Source organism: Chryseobacterium sp. AC417 (assembly GCF_979258215.1).
The window spans coordinates 623,968-648,973 of sequence record NZ_OZ409845.1; the positions used below are offsets into that span (position 1 = coordinate 623,968).

A 25,006-nucleotide genomic window follows, 5' to 3' on the forward strand; every position below is an offset into this window, starting at 1 on the left:
TTTATATATGTTGTTTTGCTATGATATCACTTTTCCAGAATTAAGGTGAAAAAGCGATGACATTCATTAATGATGTCCGTGGTCGTGCCCGTGGCTATCGTGTAATAAAGGACCGTGACCTTTAGGCTGGTTGAAGATTACTTCAACACCTTCCTGCTCGGTAATTAGTTTTCTTCTGATATCTTCAGGATCGAAAGGCTTTACCTTACCAAAATATTCTTTCAAACCTTCTGTTAACCACAATGGGATAACGAAACCAAAAAACATAAAAATACACCAGAATCCCACTAGGAACATTGTAACAAAGTAAATTGTCCAAAGGAACTGATAAAACGGCCAAAATGCTGATAACATCATCTTTCTTATAGATTTTAGGCAAAAATAGGATTTTTTTCTTTTTCATCAAAAGATATAGAACCCAAATTTTGCAATTTGTTTTTATTTTAAACTAATTATTGAGATGTTAGATGTTAGATTTTAGATTTTAGACTACAGTTGCTACTCTAAAATTCTTACATGTAACTTTCAAACTTAAAATTTTAATGAGCAAGATTTGCGAAGAAGTCATTTCCTTTATCATCAGTAATAATGAATGCGGGGAAATCTTTTACTTCAATTTTTCTTACTGCTTCCATACCTAATTCCGGAAAATCTACTACCTCAACCGACAGAATATTTTCTTTAGCTAAAATTGCAGCCGGACCGCCTATCGAACCGATGTAGAAACCTCCGTATTTATGACAGGCATTGGTAACATCAGTGGTTCTGTTTCCTTTTGCCAGCATAACCATACTGCCGCCATGACTTTGGAATTCGTCAACATATACATCCATTCTTCCGGCCGTAGTTGGACCGAAACTTCCTGACGCCATTCCTTCCGGAGTTTTTGCAGGTCCTGCGTAATAGATCGGGTGATTTTTGAAATATTCAGGCATTGGTTGTCCTGCATCTAATAATTCTTTGATTTTTGCGTGAGCAATATCTCTTGCAACGATCAAGGTTCCATTCAATTTTAATCTTGTTTTGATAGGATATTTAGAAAGTTCAGCCAAAATTTCCGGCATTGGTTTATTCAGATCAATATCAACCGCTGCTTCTAAATGTGGCGGTGTTGCGGGTAAAAATCTTTTAGGATCTTGCTCCAGTTGTTCTAAGAAAATACCTTCTTTGGTGATCTTACCTTTAATATTTCTGTCAGCCGAACAGGAAACTCCCATACCGACCGGGCAAGAAGCCGCATGACGAGGCAATCTGATCACTCTCACATCATGTGTTAAATATTTTCCACCAAACTGAGCACCGATTGCACTTTCCTGACAGATTTTCTGAACTTTTGCCTCCCATTCCAGATCTCTGAAAGCCTGTCCCGCTTCATTTCCTTCAGTAGGAAGATTGTCATAATATTTTGCTGATGCTTTTTTTACCGCTGCTAAATTTGCTTCAGCCGAAGTTCCACCAATTACCAACGCTAAATGATAAGGCGGACAAGCCGCTGTTCCCAAGTCTGAAATTCTCTCTCTTACAAAAGCTTCAAGAGATTTTTCGTTCAGTAAAGATTTTGTTTTTTGATATAAGAAAGTTTTGTTGGCAGAACCTCCACCTTTCGTCAGAAACAAAAATTCGTAGTAATCCCCTTTTTTAGCATAAATATCAATCTGCGCAGGAAGATTTGAACCAGAATTTTTCTCTTCAAACATCTTCAAAGGAACGACCTGAGAATATCTTAAGTTTCTTTTTTGGTAGGTATTGTAAATTCCTTTGCTTAAATATTCGCCGTCATCAACTCCCGTGTAAACATTTTCACCTTTTTTACCCATTACGATTGCCGTTCCTGTGTCCTGACACGATGGAAGTGCCCCTTCTACAGCAACAGCGGCATTTTGTAATAAATTATAGGCAACGAATCTGTCATTATCTGTAGCTTCAGGATCATCAATAATTCTCCTCAAACTTTCCAAATGGGAAGAACGAAGCATGAAAGAAACGTCTGCCATTGCTTCTTCTGCCAATAACTCAAGACCTTTAGGATCGATGGTTAAAACTTCTCTTTCGCCATGCTGTTCAATTTTCACATATTCTGAAGTCAATTTTTTATAAACCGTGTCGTCTTTTAGAATTGGGTAAGGATCCTGATAGTTAAATTCCATGTTACTTTTATTTTCGGTGCAAAAATACATCTTACTCAAAAAAACATAATTAAAAATAAGTAATTGAAATTGATATTTATAATGATTATAAATTGCGAGGTTTTTTATTATTGAGTAATTTTATAGAAACTTATTTTAACCAAAATAGTCGCATTTTTTCATTCATTTTGAACTATTTACGTTTATTACTTGCTGAGATTCCTACGGAATGACAAAATGATCTGATAATTTTTGTGGTTAAAATTTGTGATAAAAAATTAAAACTGAACAGATAAAATTTCAATCACAATGAATTACAGAATAGAAAAAGACACGATGGGCGAAGTGCAGGTTCCGGCTGATAAGTTTTGGGGAGCACAAACCGAACGTTCAAGAAACAATTTTAAGATTGGTCCGGAAGGCTCTATGCCACATGAAATTATTGAAGCATTTGCATATTTGAAAAAGGCAGCTGCATTTACCAATACAGATTTAGGGGTTTTAGATGCTGGAAAAAGAGATATGATTGCCCAGGTTTGCGATGAAATTTTAGAAGGCAAACTGGATGATCAATTTCCGTTGGTAATTTGGCAAACAGGTTCCGGAACACAATCGAATATGAATGTGAATGAAGTGATTTCAAATAAATCTCACGTGAACAATGGAGGAACTTTAGGTGACAAATCTGAAGTTCATGCCAATGATGACGTGAATAAATCGCAGTCTTCAAACGATACGTATCCAACTGCAATGCACATTGCAGCTTATAAAAAGGTTGTTGAAACAACTATTCCTGCAGTTGAAAAACTCAGAGATACTTTAGCTGAAAAAACAGAAGCTTTTAAAAATATCGTCAAAATCGGAAGAACACACTTGATGGATGCCACTCCACTGACTTTGGGACAAGAGTTTTCAGGATACGTTGCTCAGTTGAATTATGGTATTAAAGCTTTAAAAAATACTTTACCACACCTTTCTGAATTGGCTTTAGGAGGAACTGCAGTAGGAACCGGCTTAAATACACCACAAGGTTACGATGTAAAAGTTGCAGAATACATTGCTAAATTCACTAATCTTCCATTCGTAACAGCAGAAAATAAATTTGAAGCTTTAGCGGCTCACGATGCCATCGTAGAATCTCACGGAGCTTTAAAGCAATTAGCGGTTTCTTTATACAAAATTGCTCAGGATATCAGATTATTGGCTTCAGGACCACGTTCTGGGATTGGGGAAATTCACATTCCAGAAAACGAGCCGGGTTCTTCAATCATGCCAGGAAAAGTAAATCCTACACAGAATGAAGCTTTGACGATGGTTTGTGCTCAGGTTTTAGGAAACGATACTACGATTTCTTTTGCAGGAACGCAGGGAAATTATGAGCTGAATGTTTTCAAGCCAGTGATGGCTTATAATTTTTTACAGTCGGCTCAATTAATCGCTGATGCATGTATCTCATTTAATGATCATTGCGCTGTTGGAATTGAGCCCAACCAAGAAAGAATTAAAGAATTGGTAGATAAATCTTTGATGCTGGTAACTGCACTGAATACGCATATCGGTTACGAAAATGCTGCAAAAATTGCAAAAACTGCTCATAAAAACGGAACGACATTAAAAGAAGAAGCTGTAAATCTAGGTTTTGTAACTTCTGAACAATTTGATGAATGGGTGAAGCCGGAAGATATGGTGGGAAGTCTGAAATAAATTTTTAGAACTTTAGATAATTGATAGAACCTCCGTGAACTGTATTTCACGGAGGCTTTTTTTAATTTAAACCGGCTGATTCACCTGATCTGCAAAATACTGTTCCAAATCTTTCAACGTTTCCGGATTGGTTTGAATATCTTTTACCTGCTGACCTTTATTAACGACCACAATTCTGTTACAAACTTCAGTCGTATGCGCAAGATCATGACTTGAGATTAAAAAAGTAACACCACTTTGTTTCGCTAATTCTTTAATCAAATTCTTCAGTTTAATCTGTGTGGAAGGATCAAGATTGGCAAAAGGCTCATCCAGGATTACGATTTCAGGATTTCCGATGATAGCACCTACAATTCCTACTTTCTTTTGGTTTCCTTTGGATAAATCTCTCACATACTTTCCGGAGTTGATGATTTCACCACTGAAAAGATCATGAAACTGTTTCAGAAACTCATCTACAGAAGCTTTGTTCTGACCTCTCAATTCCCCAATGAAATAAAAATATTCTTCAGGTGTCAAATATCCGATCAGAAAAGTGTCATCTACGAAAGCGGCAACTTTAGATTTCCAGGCTTCAGATTCATTGACTTTGATTCCGTCTATGCTTACAAAACCTGTTGTTGGCTGTATTAAATCAAGCATTAAGCTAAAAAGAGTGGTTTTTCCTGCTCCGTTGTTCCCTACCAAACCGAAGGTTTCTCCTTTTGGAATTTCAAGATTTTCGATATTAAGAACCGTTGCGTTTCCGTATTTTTTTGATAAATTATGTATCGTAATCATGGTATTAATTTTTAGATTTGAATGCGTCTAGTGTACTGTATTTTTCGCTTTTGTACTGTTTTACAATAATGTCGAATATTTTTTCTCTGAATAAGAATCCTATCAGTCCCAAAGCTGCAATACTCATTACAGCGGCTGTCATTCCGAAGAAATATTTTGTAGCTCCAAAAACAGCCATTGGCAAAAGCATTTTAGGAATTAATAGAAGCAGACTTTTCATGTTGAAACTGTTCTTCTGCCCCATTACTTTTTCTTTAGAATTAAGATCAATTTGCGTTTTGGTATACGCTCCGGACCACAATGTAAATTGAGAGTTTACTCCGATGTTGTACAATCCGGCAGCGAAGAAACTAAAGTACACTTCCCAGCTTATGAATGCATAGAACAATGCAATCACCATCGAAACTGCGGTTACAATATTGATGAGCCACCATTTTGCTTTCAGATATTCTTTGTAAGGAACATTCAGTGTCATCATCAGCGGATAATAAGAGCTGTCGAAAGAAGGCACTCTCTGACCAAACAGAAACTGAAAACCACCCGTTACAAACAGACCCATAAACATCATCATATAAGGTGTTTTGTAAACAGATGAGGTAAACATTAGCAGTCCGTAAAAAACAAACATAAAACTTCCGATAATGATGCCTTTTGTAACTTTATTTCGTCTCAGCATTTTGATATCATTATTAATGAAACTTCCGATGGCTCCATATTTATTAAGGAAAGCAATGTTTTCTGTTTTACCGAAGGTTTTTTTGTCTTCCAACCCCTGATCGAGATAGAATTCTTTGTAAATATATCTGAAACAGATCCACCATAATCCTGCAAATAGCACAACTGGCAATAAGACGACATAAGGCTGTGCATAAAATGAATAGAAAAACCGTTCGGAATACTCTAAAACAGGAATGATATTATAATATCCCAAGCCTACGATCACCGCAAAGACAATTCCCACAGCGATGGCAACATTCTCTCTGTTGTTGACCAAAATATTGATGAAATTATTAAGATAGAACAACAACGACAATGCAATAAACCAACCTAAAGTTCCTAAAAAACCATATCCGCTGAAAAGACAAATGGCGGTAAATGTCACCAGGAAAAAAGAATTCATCCAGCTGAGTGGCGAGATAAAAGTTTTGATTAAAATATAATTAACCAAAGTTTTCTTAGGAATATTAAGCGTGAGAAACGGCTTGATATTTTGCGTAGACATCTGCTGAAAAAGATATTTGAAAATAAGATCTGCCGCCCACAAAATAATCATGAATTTTGAAACAACTTTGACAGGATCCTGTTCCATTTCCTTCCTAACAAAGAAAAAAGCCAGGAAAGCCGCACCAATACAGTATGCTACAATCGACAGAATTCCCAAAAAACGGAAGATCTTCATTGCCAGATTAACTCCAACCGAACTGCCACGAAAAAAACTTTTGATTTCTAACCTCAGAAACTGTACAAACATAGTTTACTTTTTTACATTAGTAAATATAATGTAGTTTTTGTTACAGTATTTATGCAAAAAATGGAATATCGATGTGGTAAAGATGTCTTAATAAAATAAAAACTGTTTGGTTACAACTGGTATAATTTGCAATAATCAGAAAATTATTCTGTTTAAAATGAGGTGATTTGGAATGAGCCAGAAGTCAGGTTATAGTAAAACTTTATGAAGTAGTTTTTAGTTTTAATCTTCTTATAGATCGGTTTTTATCCTTACAACCTATAAAAAAGCATAACAAAAATAATCATAAATAATTTTTAAATTAATTTTCTTATTCCAATACATCCAACTCTTTCTTAACCAATCAATTCTCTCGCCTGCGCCATTGCCGCCTCCGTAATCTTACTTCCGGAAAGCAGCTGCGCAATCTCATTCAATTTTTCTTCTTCACTTAAAGTGATGATGGTAGATTGCGTTTTACCGTTGATATCTTCTTTCACGACTTTGTAATTATCATTTCCTTTTGCAGCAACCTGTGCTAAGTGAGAAATGACGATCAGCTGCATATCCTGAGACATTTCACGCATCAGATTTCCGATTTCTTCGGCTACTTTCCCGGAAACTCCCGTGTCAATTTCGTCTAAAATAAGCGTAGGAAGCATATCACTTTCGGCAATGATTTTCTTAACCGCCAACATCACACGAGATCTTTCGCCACCAGAAATGGCAGTCTGAATCGGTTTTAAAGGAAACCCGGAATTTGCCTGAAATAAAAGCTGGATATTTTCTTTTCCAAACTGATTAAACTCCGGAATATCGGTTAGTTCGATATCAACTTTTGCTTTTTCAAGACCTAATTTTTTCAGTAAATCTTCCGCCTTTTTAATGAAGACCGGAACATTTTTCTTTCTGTTTTTAGAAAGTTTTTCGGCTAAAGAATGAAGTGATTTTTCTTTTTTAGCGATGTTGACTTCAATCTCAGCAATATGGACTTCAATTTCTGCCGTTCCTTTTTGTTCACCTGATAATTGATCCCTGATTTCTTTTAATTCGTTAATATCAGAAACGTTATGCTTCAGAAATAATGCATTGATTTTATTATTCAGTTCTGAAAGTATCACTAAATTTTCCGGATTGATTTCAATTTTTTCGGCTTCGTCTTCCAATTCTGAGAGAATATCTTTCATTTCAACAAAAGAGCCTTCCAGCCTTTCATCCAGTTCAGAGAAAGAATGGGACACTTCGGCAATTTTTGATAACTTATTTTTAGCTTCATTAAAGAAAGAGAGAATTCCAATTTCTTCCTGATGGAACCTTGAGAGAATCTGAGCAATATTTTCAGAAATCATCCCAGCATTTTCCTGTACAGAAAGCTGATTTTGCACCTCATTATAATCTATATCATCCAATTTTATATCTTCCAGCTCATTCAGTAAAAACTGTTTGTAATCGGTTTCTTTTGTATTTTCTGATAGTTGTGTCTGGAATTTTTTGAGCTGAGTTTTTAAACTTTGAAATTCTGAAAAGTCCTGTTGATAATCTTCAATAATCTTTTTATTATCCGACAGTCCGTCAATAATTTTAAACTGATAATCTGCGGTAAAAAGATTTGAAGTTTCAAACTGCGAATGAATATCAATTAACTGTGAAGTCAGTTCTTTCAGCACGTCCAAAGTTACCGGAACATCATTAATAAATGCTCTTGATTTTCCCGAAGGTAAAATTTCCCGTCTGATAATCGTTTGATGTTCGTAATCGAGATCATTTTCGATAAAGAATTTTTTGAATTGGTTATTCAGGTCAAACTCTGTTTCGACAATACTTTTTTCTTCGGTTTTTGAGATTGATTTTAGATCTGCTCTCTCTCCCAAAATCAATCGAAGTGCTCCCAAAATGATTGATTTTCCGGCTCCGGTTTCTCCTGTAATTACCTGTAAACCATTTTTCAAAGACACATCTAATGCATCAATGAGGGCAAAATTTTTAATGTATATTCTCGAAAGCATGATAGGTGGCAGATTTCTTTGTACTGCAAATATAAAATTTTAGAATTCAGAATTCAAGAATCGGGTATCTTACTTCCACTTATTCCATCTGCTATCTGTGTACTTGGGTGCAAAGATAATCATCAGTTGTTTCAGGTCATTTAAAACAATTCCACCATTGTTACCAGAATTGAATATGTTGAAAATCTCATCATATTTCGTATTGATAAATGTATTAAAGAAATAATTCTGCTGAAAAGAATTTTCATAAACCTTCAGCTGCATCAAAGCATCGAAAATAATTTTTTTAGACTGCGTTTGATCCTGATTAAACATACCGTCTAAACCCGCTCTGTGATAGGTATACATATTTTGACGAAGCTGGCTCATGTTCGGGTTCAAAATTTCTCCGATCAGAATCGAACGGCTTCGCGGATCATTAATCTGTCCCCAACCGTCATACCCTCTATTCTGAGAATTCTGGGCAATCTGCTGTGCTTTTGTAAACCACTGCGTTCCGCCGGTAGACTGGAAACTGTCTGCATCATAACCCAAAATCAGGTACACATAAAAACTGATGACATCTATTAAATTTTTTCCGGAAAACTGTCTTTCGTTAAAAATCAAATTTTCGTTTTCTACATATTCAAAAGCAAATTTCTGATCCTGAAGATTTAAAAGCGGAGATTCGTAAGTTGAGCTGAAAACCGGACGAACTGCCTGAACGACAATCTGGGCAGTGTATCTGTTGCCATCTCTGCTAGACAAAACGATGGCAAAATTTGATTTAATTTTTTCGAAATTCTGAAGCTTTTTGCCCGTCCAGCTTGTATTGTTGATGAAGTCTCTGAGACTTTTCTCCAACGCCTTAAATGCCTGTTGATTACTTCCCTGAATTTGTTGAGAATTTACCTGTACTGTAGCCAAAAGTTCCTGAGAGAAACTGAAATTGAAAAACAGAAGTAAAAATAAAAGTATCGTATATTTTTTCATGTATAGCTAAATATTGTTTTAAAGATTATATGTTATCACTTATATAAGTATTTTGAGAATCAAAATCAATCAAAGCGGTTTCATTATAATCTAAATGTTGAGAACGGAAATTTATAAAAATTATTTTAAAATCTGAGCTTCAATATAATCGAGAATATCTTTTGCTACATTTTCTTTTGATTTCAGTTCAAACTCTATTTTATCAGTTTTGGTGAAAATTTTTATTTTGTTCGTGTCATTCTTAAAGCCTGCACCATCATCACGAAGGGAATTGAGAACGATCATATCCAGATTTTTCTTTTCCAGCTTTCCTTTTGCATTTTCTTCTTCATTCTGAGTTTCAAGAGCAAATCCTACCAGAAACTGATGTGCTTTTTTCTCGCCCATTGTTTTCAGAATATCCGGATTTTTAATCAACTCGATGGTTAAGGTGTCATCATTTTTTTTGATCTTTTCTGTAGCAACTTCCTTGGGAGCATAGTCTGCAACGGCTGCACTGGCAATTCCTACATCAATTCCATCATAGTATTCAAATACTTTATCAAACATTTGTTTTGCAGAAGTAACTCTGTGGATGCTTATGTTTTCATGCTTAGAATTCAAAGATGTCGGTCCTGAAATTAAAATCACTTTTGCACCTCGTTTTGCAGCTTCTTCAGCTATAGAAAATCCCATTTTTCCTGAAGAATGATTGCCTATAAATCTCACAGGATCGATCGCTTCATAGGTTGGTCCCGCAGTTATCAAAACTGTTTTACCAGCTAAGGTTTCACTATTTAAACTAAAAAAATCTTCTACCGCTTTTGAAATCGTTTCCGGCTCTGCCATTCTTCCCTGACCAACCAGTCCGCTTGCTAACTCACCGCTTTCTGCAGGAATTACCATGTGACCGTAATCTTCTGCCAATTCTAAATTTTGTCTGGTTGAAGGGTGTTGATACATATCCAGATCCATTGCAGGAGCAATAAAAACAGGACACTTTGCAGACATATAAGTCGCAATGATTAAATTATCACAAATCCCATGAACCATTTTGGCTAAAGTATTTGCCGTACAGGGAGCCATAATGATGACATCTGCCCAAAGCGCCAATTCTACATGGCTGTTCCATGTTCCGTTGTCGCCATAAAAATCTGTATAAACCGGATTTTTAGATAAAGTGGAAAGACTCAGCTTTGTTACAAAATGCTCTGCATCCTGAGACATGATTACCTGAACTTCTGCACCTTTTTTCACAAAATCTCTGATAAGAAAATGAATTTTGTAAGCGGCAATTCCACCAGAGACGGCAATAAGAATCTTTTTCCCGGAAATATCCATGTAGATTATTTTAAAGCACTAAAATACTTCTTTTTTGTAAGACCTGAAACTTACAGCAACAGCAAAGGTCATAAAGAAAATAATTTCTTTATGACCTTCATGTATAAAAATCACCTAAGTGATTAGTTTCTCTCTTCAGTCTTTCTAAAGTACACTTCACCGTCTAGCCATTCCTGGATAGCGATAGAAGTTGGCTTTGGAAGTTTTTCGTAATGTTTAGAGATCTCAATCTGTTCTCTGTTTTCAAAAACTTCTTCCAATGTAGAATTGTGAACCGCAAACTCGTCAAGCTTATTGTGTAATTCTGTACGAATTTCTGCGTTGATCTGCTCAGCTCTCTTCCCCATGATAACAATAGCTTCATAGATTGAACCTACTTTCTCTTCAATCTTATCTTTATCGTAAGTAATAGTATTTACTTCTGCTTTTGTATCTTTTACACTCATTTTCAGAAAATTATTTATTTATAAGGTGGCAAATTTACGAATTATCTTTGGATTCTGAAAGTCGCTGCGGGCGGAGGTGTTTGCAACGCTGCGCTGTCTCTCTGAATCTGCATTGCCTGCTTTTCGTTAGACACCTGATCTTTGATTTGCTTTTCAGTTTTTGAATCTTCAGCCATTTTTTCAACCATCTTTTTTTGTTTGGCTGTTAGTATGGCAATTCTTTCCTCTGTTTGTTTTTTTACGATAACAAAATCTTTCTTTTCCTTTTCCAGTTTCCCTCTAAGATCTAAAGCGGTCTTAGAATATTCTGTGTTCGGAAGTTCTTTTTCAACCATTCTTGTGAAAGACAGTGCTCTTTCGATACGCTCATCTTTCAATTCGTAAACAGAGTTTTGTGCCAAAAGATAGCGAGATTTCATCATATAATCATAGATCTTCGGACGAAGCTTTGTACTTGGAAAATCTTCCAAAACATTTTCAAAAGCGACATCTGTAGATTTATAATTAGCCATTTTGTAATACTGCTTAGCATTTTCGTAGGCTTTAAATTCCAATTTATAGGAAAGCTCATCAATCAACGTATTGATGTTTTTTGATCTTTCAGAATTCGGGTAATTGGTCAGGAAATCCTGAAGCTCATTAATCGCCAATTCTGTACTCGTCTGATCTAAGTTATAATCCATAGAACCATTGTAGTAACACAAAGCAGACATATATGACGCCTCTTCTTTTCTGTTATCCTGAGGAAAACTTACCGCAAAATTTTTGAACTGATGACCTGCCAGTTTGTAGTTTTTATCGTAATAATTGGCATACGCAGAGTTGAAAACCACGTTTGGGGCATCATCTGTACCTGCAACAAGATTGGGAAGTCTGTCGTAAAGAGCCAAAGCATTTTTCCATTTCTTTTTAGCGAAATTTTCATTTGCAGCCTTTAGGATAAAAGTTTTATCCGCGCTTTTCATCGCTTTGTCTTGCTGACTGGTGCACGCCGAAATGACAGCTATCGCAAAAATACCTAAAATATATTTCTTCATATAAAGTTCAACAGTTGTCGGTTTTACCGACCTATTAATTTGCAAAAATATAACTTTTTTGCTAAAAGATTTTTTTTTATGATTATTTAACGCAAAATTAGTCGGCTGCGTATCCCAAAACGGCAAAAATATTCATCAGAAGATTCATTCTCACTTTTTTTTCCGCTTCTTTGATGTAAGCTTCTTCGTCTTTATGAGGAACATACAGTTCGTAGAAATTTTTATTACGAATCACAAAAAGGGTAGATCCAATAATGGTTGTCAGAATATCTTCAGGTTTTGGAGTAAAGGTGAAAACTCCGGAAGTCACCCCTTTTTTAATGACATCGTCTAATTTTTTAACGAATAACTGATAAAAATCAAGAAGCTCATCTTTAAGATTTTCCGTGTGACGCAATTCCTGAGTTACAAAACCATGGAAATAATTATATTTGAAAAGCTGTGCAACTATATATTTGATCATTTCTTTCATCTGCATTTCGGCTTTTCCTTCTTTAATGGTATCTGCAAATTCAGAAAAATTTTCTCTCGTTTTCAACACCCGGTACTGATAAAGATAAGACATCATCTTTTCTTTTGAGCCGAAATAATATGAAATCATTGCCACATTAATGTTGGCTTTTGAGCTAATGTCTCTTACTGAAGTACCCTCGTAACCCTTCTTTGCGATTAACTCTTCAGCGATATTTAATATATGTATTTGTTTGTCGGTAAATTTTTTTCCCATGTATGCCGTTTTAGTAAAGTTAAGAAATTATTACGCATTTTATAAACGAACGTTTAATAATTTTTAGTGACATTTTATTTGTTGTATTTTTGATTATGAATTTTTTTGATTTTCATCATCATAAAATAAATTTTCCTTTCGGAATTTATAATCTGCAAACAGGAAGCCAACCTTCCGGCAATTTATATTCGGCAGGTATTCATCCTCATGATATCCAGTCCGAAAATACTGAAAATCAATTCAAATGGTTACAATCTGTTATCAATGAGAATTGTTTTGCAATTGGCGAGTGCGGACTTGACGGATTAATTTCTGTAGACAGGAAAATACAGGAAGATGTTTTTTTAAAGCAAATTCAGCTGGCAAATGAGATTCGAAAACCTTTAATCATTCATTGTGTAAAGAAATTTTATGAAGTTATTTCTTTCCGAAAAAAATCTGAACAAGCAATGATTATTCATGGTTTTAATAAAAAACAAAGCGTCGCAGATGACCTTCTGAAGAATAATTTTTATCTGAGTTTTGGGAAACCTGTTTTGTATCATCTATCTTTGCAGGATACTTTGAAAACGGTTCCTTTAGATAAACTCTTTTTAGAAACTGATAATGAAGATTTTGACATCAAAGATTTGTATCAGAAAGTTTCGGAAATCAAGAAAATATCAATAGACGAGCTCCAAAGGCAAATTGTAGAAAATTTAGAAACGATAAAAAATGGATAAGTTTTGGCTGGAAAGAACAGAGCTTCTGATCAAAGAAGATGGTATTCATACATTGAATAATGCAGCTGTTCTGGTAGTAGGTTTAGGTGGTGTAGGATCTTTTGCCGCAGAGTTTCTGGCAAGAGCCGGAGTGGGAAAAATGACAATTGTAGACGGTGACACGGTAGACATTACGAATATCAACAGGCAACTACCTGCTCTTCATTCAACGGTTGGAAAACATAAAGTGGAAGTTGTTGCAGAAAGACTTATGGATATCAATCCACAGCTTGAGCTGGTAAAAATCAATGAATTTCTAAACCCTGAAAGAATGGGTGAAGTTCTTGATGCCGGTCAATTCGATTATATTTTAGACTGTATCGACAGCATTACTCCGAAAGTAAGCCTGATTATTGCTGCGAAAAGAAGAAAGATCAAAATTGTAAGCTCAATGGGCGCCGGCGGAAAATCTGATCCTTCAAAAGTAATGGTAAGAGACATCCATAAAACTGCAGAATGTCATCTTGCGAAACAGGTAAGAAAAAGACTGAAGAAAGAAAAAATAGACAAAGGCATCCGATGTGTTTTTTCGAGCGAAATCCAAGATGAAGACAGCCTGAAAATGACAGACGGAAGCAATTACAAACGTTCTTTCTATGGAACTATCAGTTATATTCCTGCGATTTTCGGATTGTATGCGGCGGCGGAAGTCATCACTCATTTAGTGAAAAAGTCTGATGCAGAGCTTTAAATATCCCAAAGAGGAAAAACTTAAAAAAAAGGATGAAATCACCTTGCTTTTTGAAAAAGGCAAGTGGAAAAACAGCGGAAATCTGCGAATTATTATCCTGAAAAATCATCCAGACCTGCTGACAGACAATGTGAAACTTGGAGTTTCCGTTTCTAAAAGATATTTCAAGAAAGCAGTACACAGAAACCGCATTAAAAGACTTTTGAGAGAATGTTACCGTCTGAATAAAGAATTATTTAAAGAATATTTTGGTGAGAAAACCACGGCGATGCTGTTTTGGGTTTCTCCTGAATTACCAAAGAAATTTCAGGATGTTGAGTCGCAGTTTATTAAATTGTGTGAATCTCAGAAGAAATCCTGATGTAAATTCTCCCATTGATTTCATACATTTTAATATTTATAATTTTTGTAGCTTTAAAGAAACAATTGACGAATTAAAATGTTAGATCAAATTCCTTATTTACCTTATATCCTGAGTGCTTTTATTGGCATCGGATTGGCTGCTGCATCCGGATTCAGAGTGTTTTTGCCGATGTTTGCAGTAAGTTTGTCTTCTTATTTCCATTGGATTCCTATGAGTGAAAGCTTCGAATGGCTTTCTAGCTTACCTGCTTTAATTACTACAGGAATTGCCATGATTGCCGAAATTCTGGCGTATTATATTCCTTTTGTAGATCATTTGCTTGACACGATTTCTATTCCGATGGCAACAGTCGCCGGATCTGTATTGTTTGCCAGTCAGTTTACAGAACTGGGGACTTTTCCGCAATGGGCATTGGCATTGATTGCAGGTGGAGGAACAGCGGCTACGATCAGTTCGGGGTTTGCGGGAATTCGGGCAGCATCTACTGCAACAACAGGCGGACTTGGAAACTCCGTGGTCGGAACTACAGAGACTGCAGGTGCGGGAATCATGTCTATTTTAGCAATGGCAGCGCCCGTAATTGCTGCATTGTTTGCGGTGATCAGCTTGGTCATAGTTGTTGTTTTAGGTCGGAAAGCCTGGCGAAAGCTAAAGAAAAAAAAAGATTTTAGTTCTACAAATACATAAAAAGAAAAACGGCAGAAAATCAATTCTGCCGTTTTATATTTAATTTATCCTGATTTAATTTTTGCCTCTGTTGTCTTTGATTTCCTTAATTTTTTCTTCGAAATATTCTTTTCTGTCAGGATGTTTGTTGGCTAAAACCAAAAATGCGTTGACCGCTTTAGAGTACAGCTTTTGTTCGATATACAGATTGGCTAAAGTCTCGGTCATCAAATGTGAAATATCGTCTGTTTTTTCTTTTACTACGAAATTGACCTCATCTTTTAACTGGCTTATTCTAGGATTATTTTCAATAAAAGATTCAATGACTTTATTTTTACTCTCTGTTTTGTCAACCGGTGTTTCTTCAGCACGATCAATTTTTAACCAGCTTTGCCAAGTATTGATGAATCCCGGAACATTACTGTCATCAATTTTTTGTTGAGCAGTTTTCTTTTCTTCCTCTTTGGCATCAGCTTTTTCTTTTTGATCAGATTTATAAGACAAGCCTAAACTTGCGATATCTGAACCGAAAAATGAAACATTCATTACAGGAGCCTCACCGTTTTGCTCTTCGGGACCAGCTTCTGTCTCTTCTAAATTTTCTGAAATATTTTTTTCAGGAGTTTCTATTTCTTCCTGTACAGGTATTTCAGGTTTTGGAGTTTCTTCAACGCTCTGAATTTCTTCATTTGATTGCAGCAATTTAACAGGTTTATCAAGCAAAGAATCCGGACGGCTTGTTTCAAAGCTCATCGGTTTCCATGCAGAAACAACAACTTCTGTGTCAGGTTTTACTTCTGAAGGCTCAATATTTTCTTCCGATTGTTTTTCTTCAAGATCATCTTCTACAATCGATTCGGCTGTTTTTACAACCACTTCCTCTGCTACTTTCTGCTCTTCACCTACATGAAACTCCTGGGTTTCTGCAAAACTGATGTCGTGATTTATTTCCTCATCATTTACTTCTGTCTTTTCCGGAGCAGTTTCTTTTTTCGCTTTCATCCTTTTCTCCACCTCTTCAATCAAGCGTCGCATCTCGTCTTCATGCTTATTGACATTAGGTTTCGGAGTTTCGGATGGTAATATTTCTGAATTGTTTTTTGATTGTATTTTGACTTCAGGAAGGAAAGAATCTGTTCCGTGAAAACTTAATTCTGAATCATTGTTAATTTTTTCTGCAACGTGTTTAGTTTCTATTTTTTCTTCATCAATGATTAATTCCGGATTCAAAACCTCGGTAATTTGTTCAGGTTTTGATGCAGACTGAATAGTATCCTCAATTGGTTTTTCAATTTCAGTTGTGAAAGATTCTACGGCTTGAAAGCTTGTCTCATTCTCATTATTTACTTTTTCAGAAGCTGTTGTAGCTTCATCAATAACTATCTCAGACTTTGCAGCTTCAACAACTTTTTTTGTTTCATTAAAATCAGATTCAGGTAAAATTTCTTCTAAATTTAATTCAGAATTATCTGTAATTTCTTCAACCTGCGTTTTTGGCACAATAGAAGTTTCATCAGCCGTTATCTCAGAAGGAGTTGATGCTAATTCTTCAGCAATAATCACTTCTTCTTTGTCTGTTTCACTGAGTTCATTTGTATTAGAAACAGGTTTATGAGTTACAATCACTCCAGATTCTAGGGTAGATTCAATATCAATGGTTTCGTTATTATCTTCATTTAAGAAATTTTCTTCACCTTCAAATAAAATTCTGTTCCTTTCGCCTTCCACAAACAAATGTTTAATTTCAGGTTTTTCAAGAATAAGACTTTCTGTAGCTTCGTAATCATGATTTGAGAAACTTTTCACAACACTTCGTATCGGATTTTCCTGCTGTTCACTTTTATTTTCAACAAGAGTTTCTTTTATTTCATTTTGATTTTCAGTTACTTCAGGAATAATTTTCAGATTTTCTTCAATAATCTCAGGCTTAATCTGTTGAATTTTACCGTTGATCAGCTGATACAATATTTTTTTATCCGTAGTGTAAGCCGCCGTTGCAGAAAGTGCTTTCTGATAATTTTCTCTGTCGTAAAGATGAACCCCGTAAAGATGAAGCGCTCTGATATTTTGAATATACGGGAAAGAATTGATTTCCTCTTTCAAAAGATGCAGATCTTCTGACTGAATATTTTTCGGATTTTTTAATAATTCTAAAACTCTAGTATGTATCATCTTACCAATTCGCTACGATGTCATTAAATATTTTGTTGATAATTCTGTCTGTTGCAATTTTCACCTGAGAAGTTTCTATCGTACTTTGAGACAAACTGCTGTTGAAAACCGCCTCATCCGAATACGTTCTGTCGAAACTCAAATCAGGATGCAATTTGTTTTCGTAATGTACTTTTACGGTAATGGTCAGTTTATTCTGCGAATCCTGAATAACTCCTGCAGCGGTATTCTGCGTTGTAGAACTGATGGTAGTCGGGGTAATAGAATAATCAGTAATTTCCCCTTCAATTAAAATATCAGGATTTTCTTTTGTCCCTTTAAGAGTCGTTCTCTGTAAAAACCTGTTCTGAATATCCGTTGAAAACTGCTGTGATAAAGTAGGATTTACCAAAGGGGCATTGTTCGGAAACTCATTGATCTGTACCGTTTTCTCATCTTTCAATGACGATCCGGTAAAGGTGTAGCATGAATTTAAAAATCCGGCACAAATTATTAATAGAACTAGGTGTTTCAACTGACTCATTACAAAATTTTTAAAATCTTAATATTTTTCTTGGATTCCAATTTCTGAAATCTCATCGCGCTCAATTTGGTTCATTGCATCTTCGTATGCAAAATAGTTGGCGACGTACATATAAGGTAATGTAACAAGCACACCAATCACACAGGCGATAATTCCTATCTGAGAAAGTATTCCTACTGCCAATGAAAATAAGAATATGGATAGCAAATTATCTTTTGTCATGATTTTTGAGGCATTCCAGGCAGTTTTGAGATCTGTCACGTCTTTGAGTGAAATTAATGCGGGAATGTAAAATCCTTTCAGTATAAAATAGAAGATTGCTACGTATATAAAAATAACATAGGGAATCATCACAATTGAAAACCAAGCCGATGGCTCGCCCCCATTTAATGCTCCTGCAAGAATTGAAATTATGAATAATGGAATATAAATAGCTATAATGCCCCCAATAATAATCAACTGAAGCATAAAATACGGCATGAATTTATCAAAATTAAAAATATCTCCAGGACTTGCCTGTTGACCTTTGTTTACTTTTCTTAGATATTGATAAAAATTTCCGGCACCCAACATTCCGCAGAACGGGATGATTCCCATCACAAGACAGCATAGAAATGCTACAAAAATGTTTCCGAAATCTTTTTTCAAAAGTTCAAAGCCTTTGCTCATGTAGTCACTCAATTTAAAATTGATTGGCTTTGCAGTAAAATTTACATTCATAATTTGATGATTTAGTCTTCTAAGTTGTATTGTTTTATTTTTCTGTATAAAGTTCTCTGCGAAATTCCGAGCTCGTCTGCCGCTTTGTTTCTCCGCCCATTGTGCTTTTCTAATGCTTTGATAATCAAATCTTTTTCATTGTTTTGAAGTGAAAGAGACTCGGGTCTGTTTTCTTCTACTTCAATGTCTTCAAAGTCTTCGTAATGGTCTTCAGAATTTGAAATTATGGTCGGGTTCTGAACGTTCTGACTATTATTATTTTCAAAAAACAGCAAAGAATTTGGACTCGCATTTTGCTGCGGTTCAGGAGTGTAAATCCTGTTAATCAGATTCTTTTCCTGATTGCTCAGGTCTGAAGTTCCCCTGTTTTTTATCAGTTCCGAAGTTAAGGATTTTAAATCATTAATATCATTCCTCATATCAAAGAGAATCTTATACATAATTTCTCTTTCGTTTCCGAAATCATTCTGTTTATGTGCATTGGGATGATTTACAACCATCGGCAAATGAGAATCCATCGGAATATATTCTGCTAGTTTTGCTACGGTTACACTTCTCTCGGTTTCCACAACGGTCATTTGTTCGACCAAATTTCTCAGCTGCCGCACGTTTCCGGGAAAAGCATAATTTTCGATATAATGTACCGCACCAGATTCCAATTGCAATTCCGGCATTCTGTATTTTTCTGCAAAATCAATGGCAAATTTCCTGAAAAGCAAGTGTATATCACCCTTTCTTTCTCTTAGAGCAGGCATATCAATCTGAACGGTATTCAAACGATAAAATAAATCTTCACGGAATCTGCTGTCCTGAATTGCTTTCATCATGTTGACATTGGTTGCCGCAACAATTCTCACATTGGTTTTCTGAACCTGTGAAGAACCCACTTTCATAAATTCTCCGCTTTCTAAAACCCTGAGCAAACGCACCTGCGTCTGCAAAGGCAATTCGCCCACTTCATCCAAAAATATCGTTCCGCCATCTGCCACTTCAAAATAGCCTTTTCTGGTTGCAGTTGCACCTGTAAATGCGCCTTTTTCGTGCCCGAAAAGTTCGGAATCAATTGTTCCTTCAGGAATTGCTCCACAGTTGACAACAATATAAGGCTGATGTTTTCTTTTTGATTCTGAATGAATAATTTTGGGAATAAATTCTTTCCCAACACCACTTTCCCCGATCACCAGAACAGAAATATCGGTAGGTGCTACTTGTATAGATTTTTCGAGAGCACGATTCAACGCCGGAAAATTCCCAATGATTCCAAAACGTGCTTTTATAGATTGTAAGTCTGCCATTTTCTTGATTTAAAGATTAAAAAAATATAGATTTTGAAATTGATGAGTATAACCGTTTTAAAAGATTTGTCATCGTAATGTTTCTAAGTTCTATTTTAAATCTAAATCATCTTTATTTCTAATTTTTGCAACTTTACTTTTAAAGTAAATATTTTCAGCAAAATCATTTTGTTTGCTCTGTTTCTCGAAGTTTTTCAGGATTTTGTGATGTTTTTCTTTTACAGAAAAATCATCTCCCGAATTTTTATAATAAGAATTGTTTTGTTGTTTTTCTGAAATAGAATTTCCGAAAAGATCGACTGCGTTTCGCTTATGGTTTATTGTAAAATTGCGAGTTGATTTCTCTTTTAAACAAAATTCTTTTGAGCCTTCAAATTCATAATTTAAAAACTGACTGTAGATTTTGTAGAACTGCTTACAGTCAATATTTTTTATAGATTCATTGTTGGTATGTGCCGAAATATTACTGCAGACTATTACCAACAATACACTCAGGCAATATTTATGTAATTTTTCCATTGTCTGAATTTAAAATATTAATAAAATCTTCTTTGCTTGGCAAAACAGTAAGATATTTGCTTGCAAAAATCTGCTCATTATCTTCCGGCAAAGTATAGCGTACCAAAGCTTCACTTTTATCTTGACAAAGAATAATTCCTATGGTTTTGTTTTCGTCATTTAGTTTTACCTCTCTATCGTAAAAGTTTACATACATCTGCATTTGCCCGATATCCTGATGTTTTAGTTCGCCAATTTTCAAATCAATTAAAACGAAACATTTCAAAATTCTGTTGTAAAAAACCAAATCGATTTTAAAGTGCTTTTCATCAAAAGTAATTCTGCTCTGTCGTGCGACAAACGTAAAGCCATTCCCTAATTCCAAGAGAAAATGTTCTAATTTATCAATCAAGCCGCTTTCCAAATCATTTTCAGAATAATTTGATTGTTCTCGTAAGCCAAGAAACTCCAGAATGTAAGGATCCTTGATGAGATCTTTCGGCTTCTCTAAGATTTGTCCTTTTTCGGAAAGCTGAATGATTTCTTCTTTATTTTTGCTTAGAGACAATCTTGTGTACAGTGCTGAATCGTATTGTCTCTGTAATTCTCTTAAGCTCCAGTTATTTTTAAAACTTTCTATTTCATAGAATTTTCTTTCATTAATGTCTTTTATCCGCATCAATTTTAAATAATGCGACCATGAGAGATTGAAATTAGCAGATGTTGTCTGCCTGATTTTAAAAATTCAGTGGGTTTTTGTTCTTTTTCTACATTCGTCGAAGATATTGACGAAATTTGGTTTTGAGAATTCGTCAACAGTGTTGACGGAATTTGTTTCGGAATAAATTTTATAAAAAAATCGCATTCGATCTAAATTCTCTACAGAAAATCCTTTTCCAAACCTTTTAGTTAAATGAGATGATAAATCTTTGATTACAGCTTTCCCATATTCCGCACGGTTTTCTCCGTTTTGCTCATCTTCCACAATCATTCTGCCAATCTCAAAATAAGTGAGAACCATTGTCTGATTTACAGCAACAACCACTTTCTTTCTGGCATTTTCTAATAATGCAGAAATACTCTGAAAAAGTTCTTTTGATTGCAGATTGCTCATTAACTATTAAATAATTTTAAAATTAATATTTAAACCTTTTAAATTATTTCACAGTTTCGCCTAAAAGTGTGCCCTGTGTATTACCAAATACAAAAACATCCACAATGTCACCTAATTTCTGGCCTTCCAACATATCAAAAACGCATACTGCATTTTGAGAATTTCTGCCCTTCCATTGGTTTTTGTTTTTCTTTGAGATTCCCTCAATCAAGACACTGTGCACTCTACCTACATAACCCTGCATTCTTTTTCTTGATAACTCGCCCTGTAGAGCAATCACTTCTGCCAAACGTCTTTGTTTTACATCAGCAGGAATATTATCATCCATTTTTTTGTGAGCAGGAGTTCCCGGTCTTTCAGAATAGGAAAACATATAACCGTAGTCGAATTCTACTTCTCTCATCAAGCTTAACGTATCTTGATGATCTTCTTCAGTTTCACCACAAAAACCGATAATCATATCCTGGGAAAAAGAAATATCGGGAACGATTTCTTTTGCTTTATTAATTAATTCCAAATATTCTTCGCGGGTATGTTGTCTGTTCATGGCTTCCAACATTTTATTGCTTCCGCTCTGTACCGGAAGATGACAGTAATTGCAAATGTTATCATGTTTTGCCATGGTTCTGAAAACATCCAGACTCATATCCTGAGGATTAGATGTTGAAAATCTGATTCTCATCTGAGGAACAGCTTTAGCAACGGAATCAAGAAGTTTTGAGAAATCAACAGCTGTCGCTTTCTGCATTTCTGATGCTTTTACGAAATCTTTTTTGGGGCCACCTCCATACCAAAGATATGAATCTACGTTTTGCCCCAGAAGGGTAATTTCTTTATAACCGCTTTCCCAAAGACTTTTACATTCTTCCAAAATTGAATGAGGATCACGACTTCTTTCTCTGCCTCTGGTAAACGGAACTACGCAGAAAGTACACATATTATCACAACCTCTGGTAATCGTCACGAAAGCAGTAACTCCATTTCCGCCCAAACGAACAGGATTAATGTCTGCATACGTTTCTTCTTTGGAAAGAATTACGTTGATCGCATCTCTCCCGTCTTCGGTTTCTTTTAAAAGATTGGGTAAATCTCTGTACGCATCCGGACCTACAACCAAATCTACAAGCTGCTCTTCCTCTAAAAATTTAGTTTTAAGCCTTTCAGCCATACAACCCAAAACGCCAACAGTCATGCTGGGTCTTTCTTTTTTAAGATTTTTAAACTGAGCGAGACGCATTCTCACGGTTTGCTCAGCCTTTTCACGGATAGAGCAGGTATTTAATAAAATCAGATCTGCCTCTTCAACTTTCAGTGTTGTATTATATCCCTGATCATTGAGGATCGATGCGACAATTTCAGAATCAGAGAAATTCATTTGACAACCATAGCTTTCTAAAAACAATTTTTTAGAATTTCCTGTTTTCTCAGCAATGGCAAAAGCTTCGCCTTGTTTGGTCTCGTCTATATATTTTTCCTGCACGATAATCTTTTTGATATTCAAGGTTTAATTCTTTAGTAATTAAGATAAAAATCAGAACCAAAAAATTTAAAAACCTGAATTATTTAAGTGTACAAAGATACAAAATATTGTGACAGAATGGCAGGAATTATTCTGGTGGTGTAAAATTTAAAGGAAGTCGAAATCTAACATTAACAGGCTGCCCATGAATCTTACCTGGACTCCATTTTTTTCTAATACTTCTGATTCCATCAAGAACTCTTTTATCAAATTCTGCGTTTCCAGAAGATTCATCTAATTTGAGCTGTTCTATTTTTCCTTCTCTATTAACTACAAATGTAACGACTAATTTAAAAGGTTTATTCCAGATAAAACCTCCCAAATCAACATTTCTACCAACTTCTGCCCGGAAAGCATTTACTCCGCCAGATAATTCTTCTTTTTTTCCGAATCCTGCGGTATCATTGTAATTTTGTGGTAAATATCCTGACTCATATTTATCAAATAATGCATCTGGAAAAATAAAAAAAGAGGCTATAGCAGTTTTTTTAACATCATCAACTATTGCCGGTTTCCATTTATCCATATGCTTTATAACCTCTAAACTGAGCTCAAAAGCACATTTGTTTTGGATAGGAGATTCATTATTAGATTCAGTTTTTACATATTTTACAGTGGCATCTTCATAGACAACTAATTGAAGTAAGTGAAATTCATTTTTATTTTCACAGGGCTTAAATCCTTTTTCCAAAACTATCTGATGAAAGTCTTTATAAAACTGAACATCTCCACCTTCATAAGGATTTTGTCCTAATGGAAATTTTTCCATCACTTCCTGTCCCAATACTTGTAATGAGAAGAGCAATACAGAAATAGAAAATGTGATTTTTTTAATCATGATCATAAGTATTTGTCATAAATCTACGTTGATAATATATTCAAATTAATGGCTACACATTTTCTGTTACTATTTTAATGCATATTTTGAATCATCCACTCCATCCATGAATTTTGGATTTAAACTTGGGTAAAACTTAAAGAGAATATTTTTTCATTTAAATTGGCATTAATGGAAATAGTCAATCCTTTTTATCCATACATTCAAAAAGAACAATTCACGATTTGGCAAAGATAAAATGTAAGATCATTCCATAAAAAAACTTTACCCGAAAAGTGTAAAGTTTAATAATTATTTAATTATAAATGTATTCAAAACATTTCATTATAATGGGAAAATTTATCCATAATTCTATCATTAATGCTCAGAAACTTTATAGACAAAACATTTTAAATTAATCATAAAAAAAACGCTGATAATCATAAGATTAACAGCGTTTTAAAGTACCCCAGACGGGACTTGAACCCGTACATCCTTGCGGATACAGGATTTTAAGTCCTGCGTGTCTACCAATTCCACCACCAGGGCATGGTGTGGAGCGAAAAACGGGACTCGAACCCGCGACCCCAACCTTGGCAAGGTTGTGCTCTACCAGCTGAGCTATTTTCGCATAATTTGTGCGGATGAAGGGACTCGAACCCCCACGCCTCACGGCACCAGATCCTAAGTCTGGCGTGGCTACCAATTACACCACATCCGCATTATTATTGAGTTTATTTTAAAGAACTTCTTTCGTTTTTGTGAGTGCAAATATAGGGCAATTATTTTTATTTGCAAGAGTTTTCATAAAAAAAATTATTTTTTTGTAAAATTTGCTGGTGATGCATTTGTATTACATTTCATTTTATTACTTTTACAAAGTTAATATTTACGATATGGAATTACAAGGTACGGTAAAGAAAATCACTGATGTTCAAACATTTGCAAGTGGTTTTCAAAAGAGAGAAATGGTTATTCTTACACAAGAGCAATATCCACAGCCCATAAACATTGAGTTTTTACAGGATAAAATAAATCTTTTGGATGCTTTGAAAGAAGGAGAAAATGTAAAGGTTGGAATTAACATCAGAGGTAGAGAATGGGTTTCGCCACAAGGAGAAACCAAATATTTCAACTCGATTACCGGATGGAGAGTAGAAAAAGTTATGGATGGCGGTACAGGTTCTGAGCCAACTCAGGCATCATCTCAACAATCTGCATCCCCGGTATCTAACGAAAATCCTTTTGCCGGAGACGACGATGACGATTTACCTTTTTAATAAATAAGCATACAATCA

At 35.2% G+C, this 25,006-nt stretch carries 24 protein-coding genes, 3 tRNA genes and 1 pseudogene; 6 read left to right on the forward strand and 22 right to left on the reverse strand.

Annotated elements, in window-relative coordinates; all coding sequences use genetic code 11:
* Positions 1-66: 66 nt before the first annotated feature.
* Together ACZZ9T_RS02960 and ACZZ9T_RS02965 are read right to left on the reverse strand one after the other, a co-directional pair.
* The gene (locus tag ACZZ9T_RS02960) at positions 67-357 is read right to left on the reverse strand and encodes a hypothetical protein (protein WP_463440858.1); all 291 of its coding nucleotides are present in this window, start codon (positions 355-357) and stop codon (positions 67-69) included.
* Between the two features lie 182 nt (positions 358-539).
* Positions 540-2,147, reverse strand: coding sequence for a fumarate hydratase (locus ACZZ9T_RS02965; protein ID WP_463440859.1), 1,608 nt, complete (start codon positions 2,145-2,147; stop codon positions 540-542).
* Positions 2,148-2,435: 288 nt separating this feature from the next.
* On the opposite strand from ACZZ9T_RS02965, the gene fumC reads away from it, so the two are divergent.
* Positions 2,436-3,830: a class II fumarate hydratase gene (gene fumC, locus ACZZ9T_RS02970; RefSeq protein WP_463440860.1), complete on the forward strand. Its 1,395-nt coding sequence runs from the start codon at positions 2,436-2,438 to the stop codon at positions 3,828-3,830.
* Positions 3,831-3,896: 66 nt separating this feature from the next.
* Here fumC and ACZZ9T_RS02975 read toward each other — a convergent pair whose 3' ends face one another.
* From ACZZ9T_RS02975 to ACZZ9T_RS03010, 8 genes are all read right to left on the reverse strand, one after another.
* Complete coding sequence (locus tag ACZZ9T_RS02975) at positions 3,897-4,610, reverse strand: ABC transporter ATP-binding protein (protein WP_463429911.1); 714 nt, start codon at positions 4,608-4,610, stop codon at positions 3,897-3,899.
* Positions 4,611-4,614: 4 nt separating this feature from the next.
* The gene (locus ACZZ9T_RS02980; RefSeq protein ID WP_463440861.1) at positions 4,615-6,081 is read right to left on the reverse strand and encodes a DUF5687 family protein; all 1,467 of its coding nucleotides are present in this window, start codon (positions 6,079-6,081) and stop codon (positions 4,615-4,617) included.
* Between the two features lie 335 nt (positions 6,082-6,416).
* On the reverse strand, positions 6,417-8,066 hold the full coding sequence (locus tag ACZZ9T_RS02985; RefSeq protein ID WP_463440862.1) for a DNA repair protein RecN: 1,650 nt from the start codon (positions 8,064-8,066) through the stop codon (positions 6,417-6,419).
* Between the two features lie 69 nt (positions 8,067-8,135).
* The gene (porD, locus tag ACZZ9T_RS02990; RefSeq protein WP_463429914.1) at positions 8,136-9,038 is read right to left on the reverse strand and encodes a type IX secretion system protein PorD; all 903 of its coding nucleotides are present in this window, start codon (positions 9,036-9,038) and stop codon (positions 8,136-8,138) included.
* 120 nt (positions 9,039-9,158) lie between these two features.
* On the reverse strand, positions 9,159-10,358 hold the full coding sequence (coaBC, locus tag ACZZ9T_RS02995; protein ID WP_463440863.1) for a bifunctional phosphopantothenoylcysteine decarboxylase/phosphopantothenate--cysteine ligase CoaBC: 1,200 nt from the start codon (positions 10,356-10,358) through the stop codon (positions 9,159-9,161).
* Between the two features lie 122 nt (positions 10,359-10,480).
* On the reverse strand, positions 10,481-10,804 hold the full coding sequence (locus ACZZ9T_RS03000; protein WP_129535667.1) for a DNA-directed RNA polymerase subunit omega: 324 nt from the start codon (positions 10,802-10,804) through the stop codon (positions 10,481-10,483).
* A 41-nt stretch (positions 10,805-10,845) separates the two neighbouring features.
* Entirely contained in the window at positions 10,846-11,841 is a 996-nt protein-coding gene (locus ACZZ9T_RS03005) for an outer membrane protein assembly factor BamD (protein WP_463440864.1), read from the reverse strand.
* Positions 11,842-11,938: 97 nt separating this feature from the next.
* The gene (locus ACZZ9T_RS03010; RefSeq protein WP_463429916.1) at positions 11,939-12,568 is read right to left on the reverse strand and encodes a TetR/AcrR family transcriptional regulator; all 630 of its coding nucleotides are present in this window, start codon (positions 12,566-12,568) and stop codon (positions 11,939-11,941) included.
* Between the two features lie 95 nt (positions 12,569-12,663).
* On the opposite strand from ACZZ9T_RS03010, the gene ACZZ9T_RS03015 reads away from it, so the two are divergent.
* The 4 genes from ACZZ9T_RS03015 (at position 12,664) to ACZZ9T_RS03030 (ending at position 15,071) form a co-directional block, all read left to right on the forward strand.
* The gene (locus ACZZ9T_RS03015) at positions 12,664-13,290 is read left to right on the forward strand and encodes a TatD family hydrolase (protein WP_463440865.1); all 627 of its coding nucleotides are present in this window, start codon (positions 12,664-12,666) and stop codon (positions 13,288-13,290) included.
* Positions 13,283-14,020: a tRNA threonylcarbamoyladenosine dehydratase gene (locus ACZZ9T_RS03020; RefSeq protein WP_463440866.1), complete on the forward strand. Its 738-nt coding sequence runs from the start codon at positions 13,283-13,285 to the stop codon at positions 14,018-14,020. Before ACZZ9T_RS03015 ends, ACZZ9T_RS03020 begins: the two co-directional genes overlap by 8 nt.
* Complete coding sequence (gene rnpA / locus ACZZ9T_RS03025; RefSeq protein WP_463440867.1) at positions 14,007-14,381, forward strand: ribonuclease P protein component; 375 nt, start codon at positions 14,007-14,009, stop codon at positions 14,379-14,381. Before ACZZ9T_RS03020 ends, rnpA begins: the two co-directional genes overlap by 14 nt.
* 78 nt (positions 14,382-14,459) lie before the next feature.
* Positions 14,460-15,071, forward strand: coding sequence for a DUF4126 domain-containing protein (locus tag ACZZ9T_RS03030; protein WP_463440868.1), 612 nt, complete (start codon positions 14,460-14,462; stop codon positions 15,069-15,071).
* 54 nt (positions 15,072-15,125) lie between these two features.
* Here ACZZ9T_RS03030 and ACZZ9T_RS03035 read toward each other — a convergent pair whose 3' ends face one another.
* From ACZZ9T_RS03035 to ACZZ9T_RS03090, 12 genes and pseudogenes are all read right to left on the reverse strand, one after another.
* The gene (locus tag ACZZ9T_RS03035) at positions 15,126-17,222 is read right to left on the reverse strand and encodes a hypothetical protein (RefSeq protein WP_463440869.1); all 2,097 of its coding nucleotides are present in this window, start codon (positions 17,220-17,222) and stop codon (positions 15,126-15,128) included.
* Between the two features lies 1 nt (position 17,223).
* Positions 17,224-17,745, reverse strand: a complete 522-nt coding sequence (lptE, locus tag ACZZ9T_RS03040; RefSeq protein ID WP_463429922.1) for an LPS assembly lipoprotein LptE — start codon at positions 17,743-17,745, stop codon at positions 17,224-17,226.
* Between the two features lie 18 nt (positions 17,746-17,763).
* Positions 17,764-18,465: a hypothetical protein gene (locus ACZZ9T_RS03045; RefSeq protein ID WP_463440870.1), complete on the reverse strand. Its 702-nt coding sequence runs from the start codon at positions 18,463-18,465 to the stop codon at positions 17,764-17,766.
* Between the two features lie 11 nt (positions 18,466-18,476).
* On the reverse strand, positions 18,477-19,760 hold the full coding sequence (locus ACZZ9T_RS03050; RefSeq protein WP_463440871.1) for a sigma-54 interaction domain-containing protein: 1,284 nt from the start codon (positions 19,758-19,760) through the stop codon (positions 18,477-18,479).
* Positions 19,761-19,850: 90 nt separating this feature from the next.
* On the reverse strand, positions 19,851-20,279 hold the full coding sequence (locus ACZZ9T_RS03055) for a hypothetical protein (RefSeq protein WP_463440872.1): 429 nt from the start codon (positions 20,277-20,279) through the stop codon (positions 19,851-19,853).
* Positions 20,263-20,826 carry a PDDEXK nuclease domain-containing protein gene (locus ACZZ9T_RS03060; protein WP_463442973.1) on the reverse strand — a complete coding sequence of 188 codons (564 nt, stop codon included), beginning with the start codon at positions 20,824-20,826 and terminating at the stop codon, positions 20,263-20,265. Before ACZZ9T_RS03060 ends, ACZZ9T_RS03055 begins: the two co-directional genes overlap by 17 nt.
* 60 nt (positions 20,827-20,886) lie before the next feature.
* Positions 20,887-21,372, reverse strand: a pseudogene (locus ACZZ9T_RS03065) (DUF1016 N-terminal domain-containing protein); the annotation flags it as partial.
* 43 nt (positions 21,373-21,415) lie between these two features.
* Positions 21,416-22,852: a tRNA (N6-isopentenyl adenosine(37)-C2)-methylthiotransferase MiaB gene (gene miaB / locus ACZZ9T_RS03070; RefSeq protein WP_463440873.1), complete on the reverse strand. Its 1,437-nt coding sequence runs from the start codon at positions 22,850-22,852 to the stop codon at positions 21,416-21,418.
* A 127-nt stretch (positions 22,853-22,979) separates the two neighbouring features.
* Positions 22,980-23,729: an energy transducer TonB gene (locus ACZZ9T_RS03075; protein ID WP_463440874.1), complete on the reverse strand. Its 750-nt coding sequence runs from the start codon at positions 23,727-23,729 to the stop codon at positions 22,980-22,982.
* A gap of 444 nt (positions 23,730-24,173) precedes the next feature.
* A tRNA-Leu gene (locus ACZZ9T_RS03080) sits at positions 24,174-24,257 on the reverse strand.
* 6 nt (positions 24,258-24,263) lie between these two features.
* Positions 24,264-24,339 (reverse strand) — tRNA-Gly (locus ACZZ9T_RS03085).
* Between the two features lie 8 nt (positions 24,340-24,347).
* Positions 24,348-24,429: transfer RNA gene (locus tag ACZZ9T_RS03090), tRNA-Leu, on the reverse strand.
* Between the two features lie 175 nt (positions 24,430-24,604).
* Here ACZZ9T_RS03090 and ACZZ9T_RS03095 point away from each other — a divergent pair.
* Positions 24,605-24,988 (forward strand): DUF3127 domain-containing protein, encoded by a 384-nt coding sequence (locus tag ACZZ9T_RS03095; RefSeq protein WP_229983009.1) that lies wholly within the window; start codon positions 24,605-24,607, stop codon positions 24,986-24,988.
* The last annotated feature ends 18 nt before the right edge of the window (positions 24,989-25,006 follow it).

What these genes read in the sequence shown, in the direction of transcription:
- ACZZ9T_RS02960 (WP_463440858.1), bottom strand. Translation starts at nt 357, where the DNA reads ATGATGTTATCAGCATTTTGGCCGTTTTATCAGTTCCTTTGGACAATT.
- ACZZ9T_RS02965 (WP_463440859.1), bottom strand. Translation starts at nt 2,147, where the DNA reads ATGGAATTTAACTATCAGGATCCTTACCCAATTCTAAAAGACGACACG.
- fumC (WP_463440860.1), top strand. Translation starts at nt 2,436, where the DNA reads ATGAATTACAGAATAGAAAAAGACACGATGGGCGAAGTGCAGGTTCCG.
- ACZZ9T_RS02975 (WP_463429911.1), bottom strand. Translation starts at nt 4,610, where the DNA reads ATGATTACGATACATAATTTATCAAAAAAATACGGAAACGCAACGGTT.
- ACZZ9T_RS02980 (WP_463440861.1), bottom strand. Translation starts at nt 6,081, where the DNA reads ATGTTTGTACAGTTTCTGAGGTTAGAAATCAAAAGTTTTTTTCGTGGC.
- ACZZ9T_RS02985 (WP_463440862.1), bottom strand. Translation starts at nt 8,066, where the DNA reads ATGCTTTCGAGAATATACATTAAAAATTTTGCCCTCATTGATGCATTA.
- porD (WP_463429914.1), bottom strand. Translation starts at nt 9,038, where the DNA reads ATGAAAAAATATACGATACTTTTATTTTTACTTCTGTTTTTCAATTTC.
- coaBC (WP_463440863.1), bottom strand. Translation starts at nt 10,358, where the DNA reads ATGGATATTTCCGGGAAAAAGATTCTTATTGCCGTCTCTGGTGGAATT.
- ACZZ9T_RS03000 (WP_129535667.1), bottom strand. Translation starts at nt 10,804, where the DNA reads ATGAGTGTAAAAGATACAAAAGCAGAAGTAAATACTATTACTTACGAT.
- ACZZ9T_RS03005 (WP_463440864.1), bottom strand. Translation starts at nt 11,841, where the DNA reads ATGAAGAAATATATTTTAGGTATTTTTGCGATAGCTGTCATTTCGGCG.
- ACZZ9T_RS03010 (WP_463429916.1), bottom strand. Translation starts at nt 12,568, where the DNA reads ATGGGAAAAAAATTTACCGACAAACAAATACATATATTAAATATCGCT.
- ACZZ9T_RS03015 (WP_463440865.1), top strand. Translation starts at nt 12,664, where the DNA reads ATGAATTTTTTTGATTTTCATCATCATAAAATAAATTTTCCTTTCGGA.
- ACZZ9T_RS03020 (WP_463440866.1), top strand. Translation starts at nt 13,283, where the DNA reads ATGGATAAGTTTTGGCTGGAAAGAACAGAGCTTCTGATCAAAGAAGAT.
- rnpA (WP_463440867.1), top strand. Translation starts at nt 14,007, where the DNA reads ATGCAGAGCTTTAAATATCCCAAAGAGGAAAAACTTAAAAAAAAGGAT.
- ACZZ9T_RS03030 (WP_463440868.1), top strand. Translation starts at nt 14,460, where the DNA reads ATGTTAGATCAAATTCCTTATTTACCTTATATCCTGAGTGCTTTTATT.
- ACZZ9T_RS03035 (WP_463440869.1), bottom strand. Translation starts at nt 17,222, where the DNA reads ATGATACATACTAGAGTTTTAGAATTATTAAAAAATCCGAAAAATATT.
- lptE (WP_463429922.1), bottom strand. Translation starts at nt 17,745, where the DNA reads ATGAGTCAGTTGAAACACCTAGTTCTATTAATAATTTGTGCCGGATTT.
- ACZZ9T_RS03045 (WP_463440870.1), bottom strand. Translation starts at nt 18,465, where the DNA reads ATGAATGTAAATTTTACTGCAAAGCCAATCAATTTTAAATTGAGTGAC.
- ACZZ9T_RS03050 (WP_463440871.1), bottom strand. Translation starts at nt 19,760, where the DNA reads ATGGCAGACTTACAATCTATAAAAGCACGTTTTGGAATCATTGGGAAT.
- ACZZ9T_RS03055 (WP_463440872.1), bottom strand. Translation starts at nt 20,279, where the DNA reads ATGGAAAAATTACATAAATATTGCCTGAGTGTATTGTTGGTAATAGTC.
- ACZZ9T_RS03075 (WP_463440874.1), bottom strand. Translation starts at nt 23,729, where the DNA reads ATGATTAAAAAAATCACATTTTCTATTTCTGTATTGCTCTTCTCATTA.
- ACZZ9T_RS03095 (WP_229983009.1), top strand. Translation starts at nt 24,605, where the DNA reads ATGGAATTACAAGGTACGGTAAAGAAAATCACTGATGTTCAAACATTT.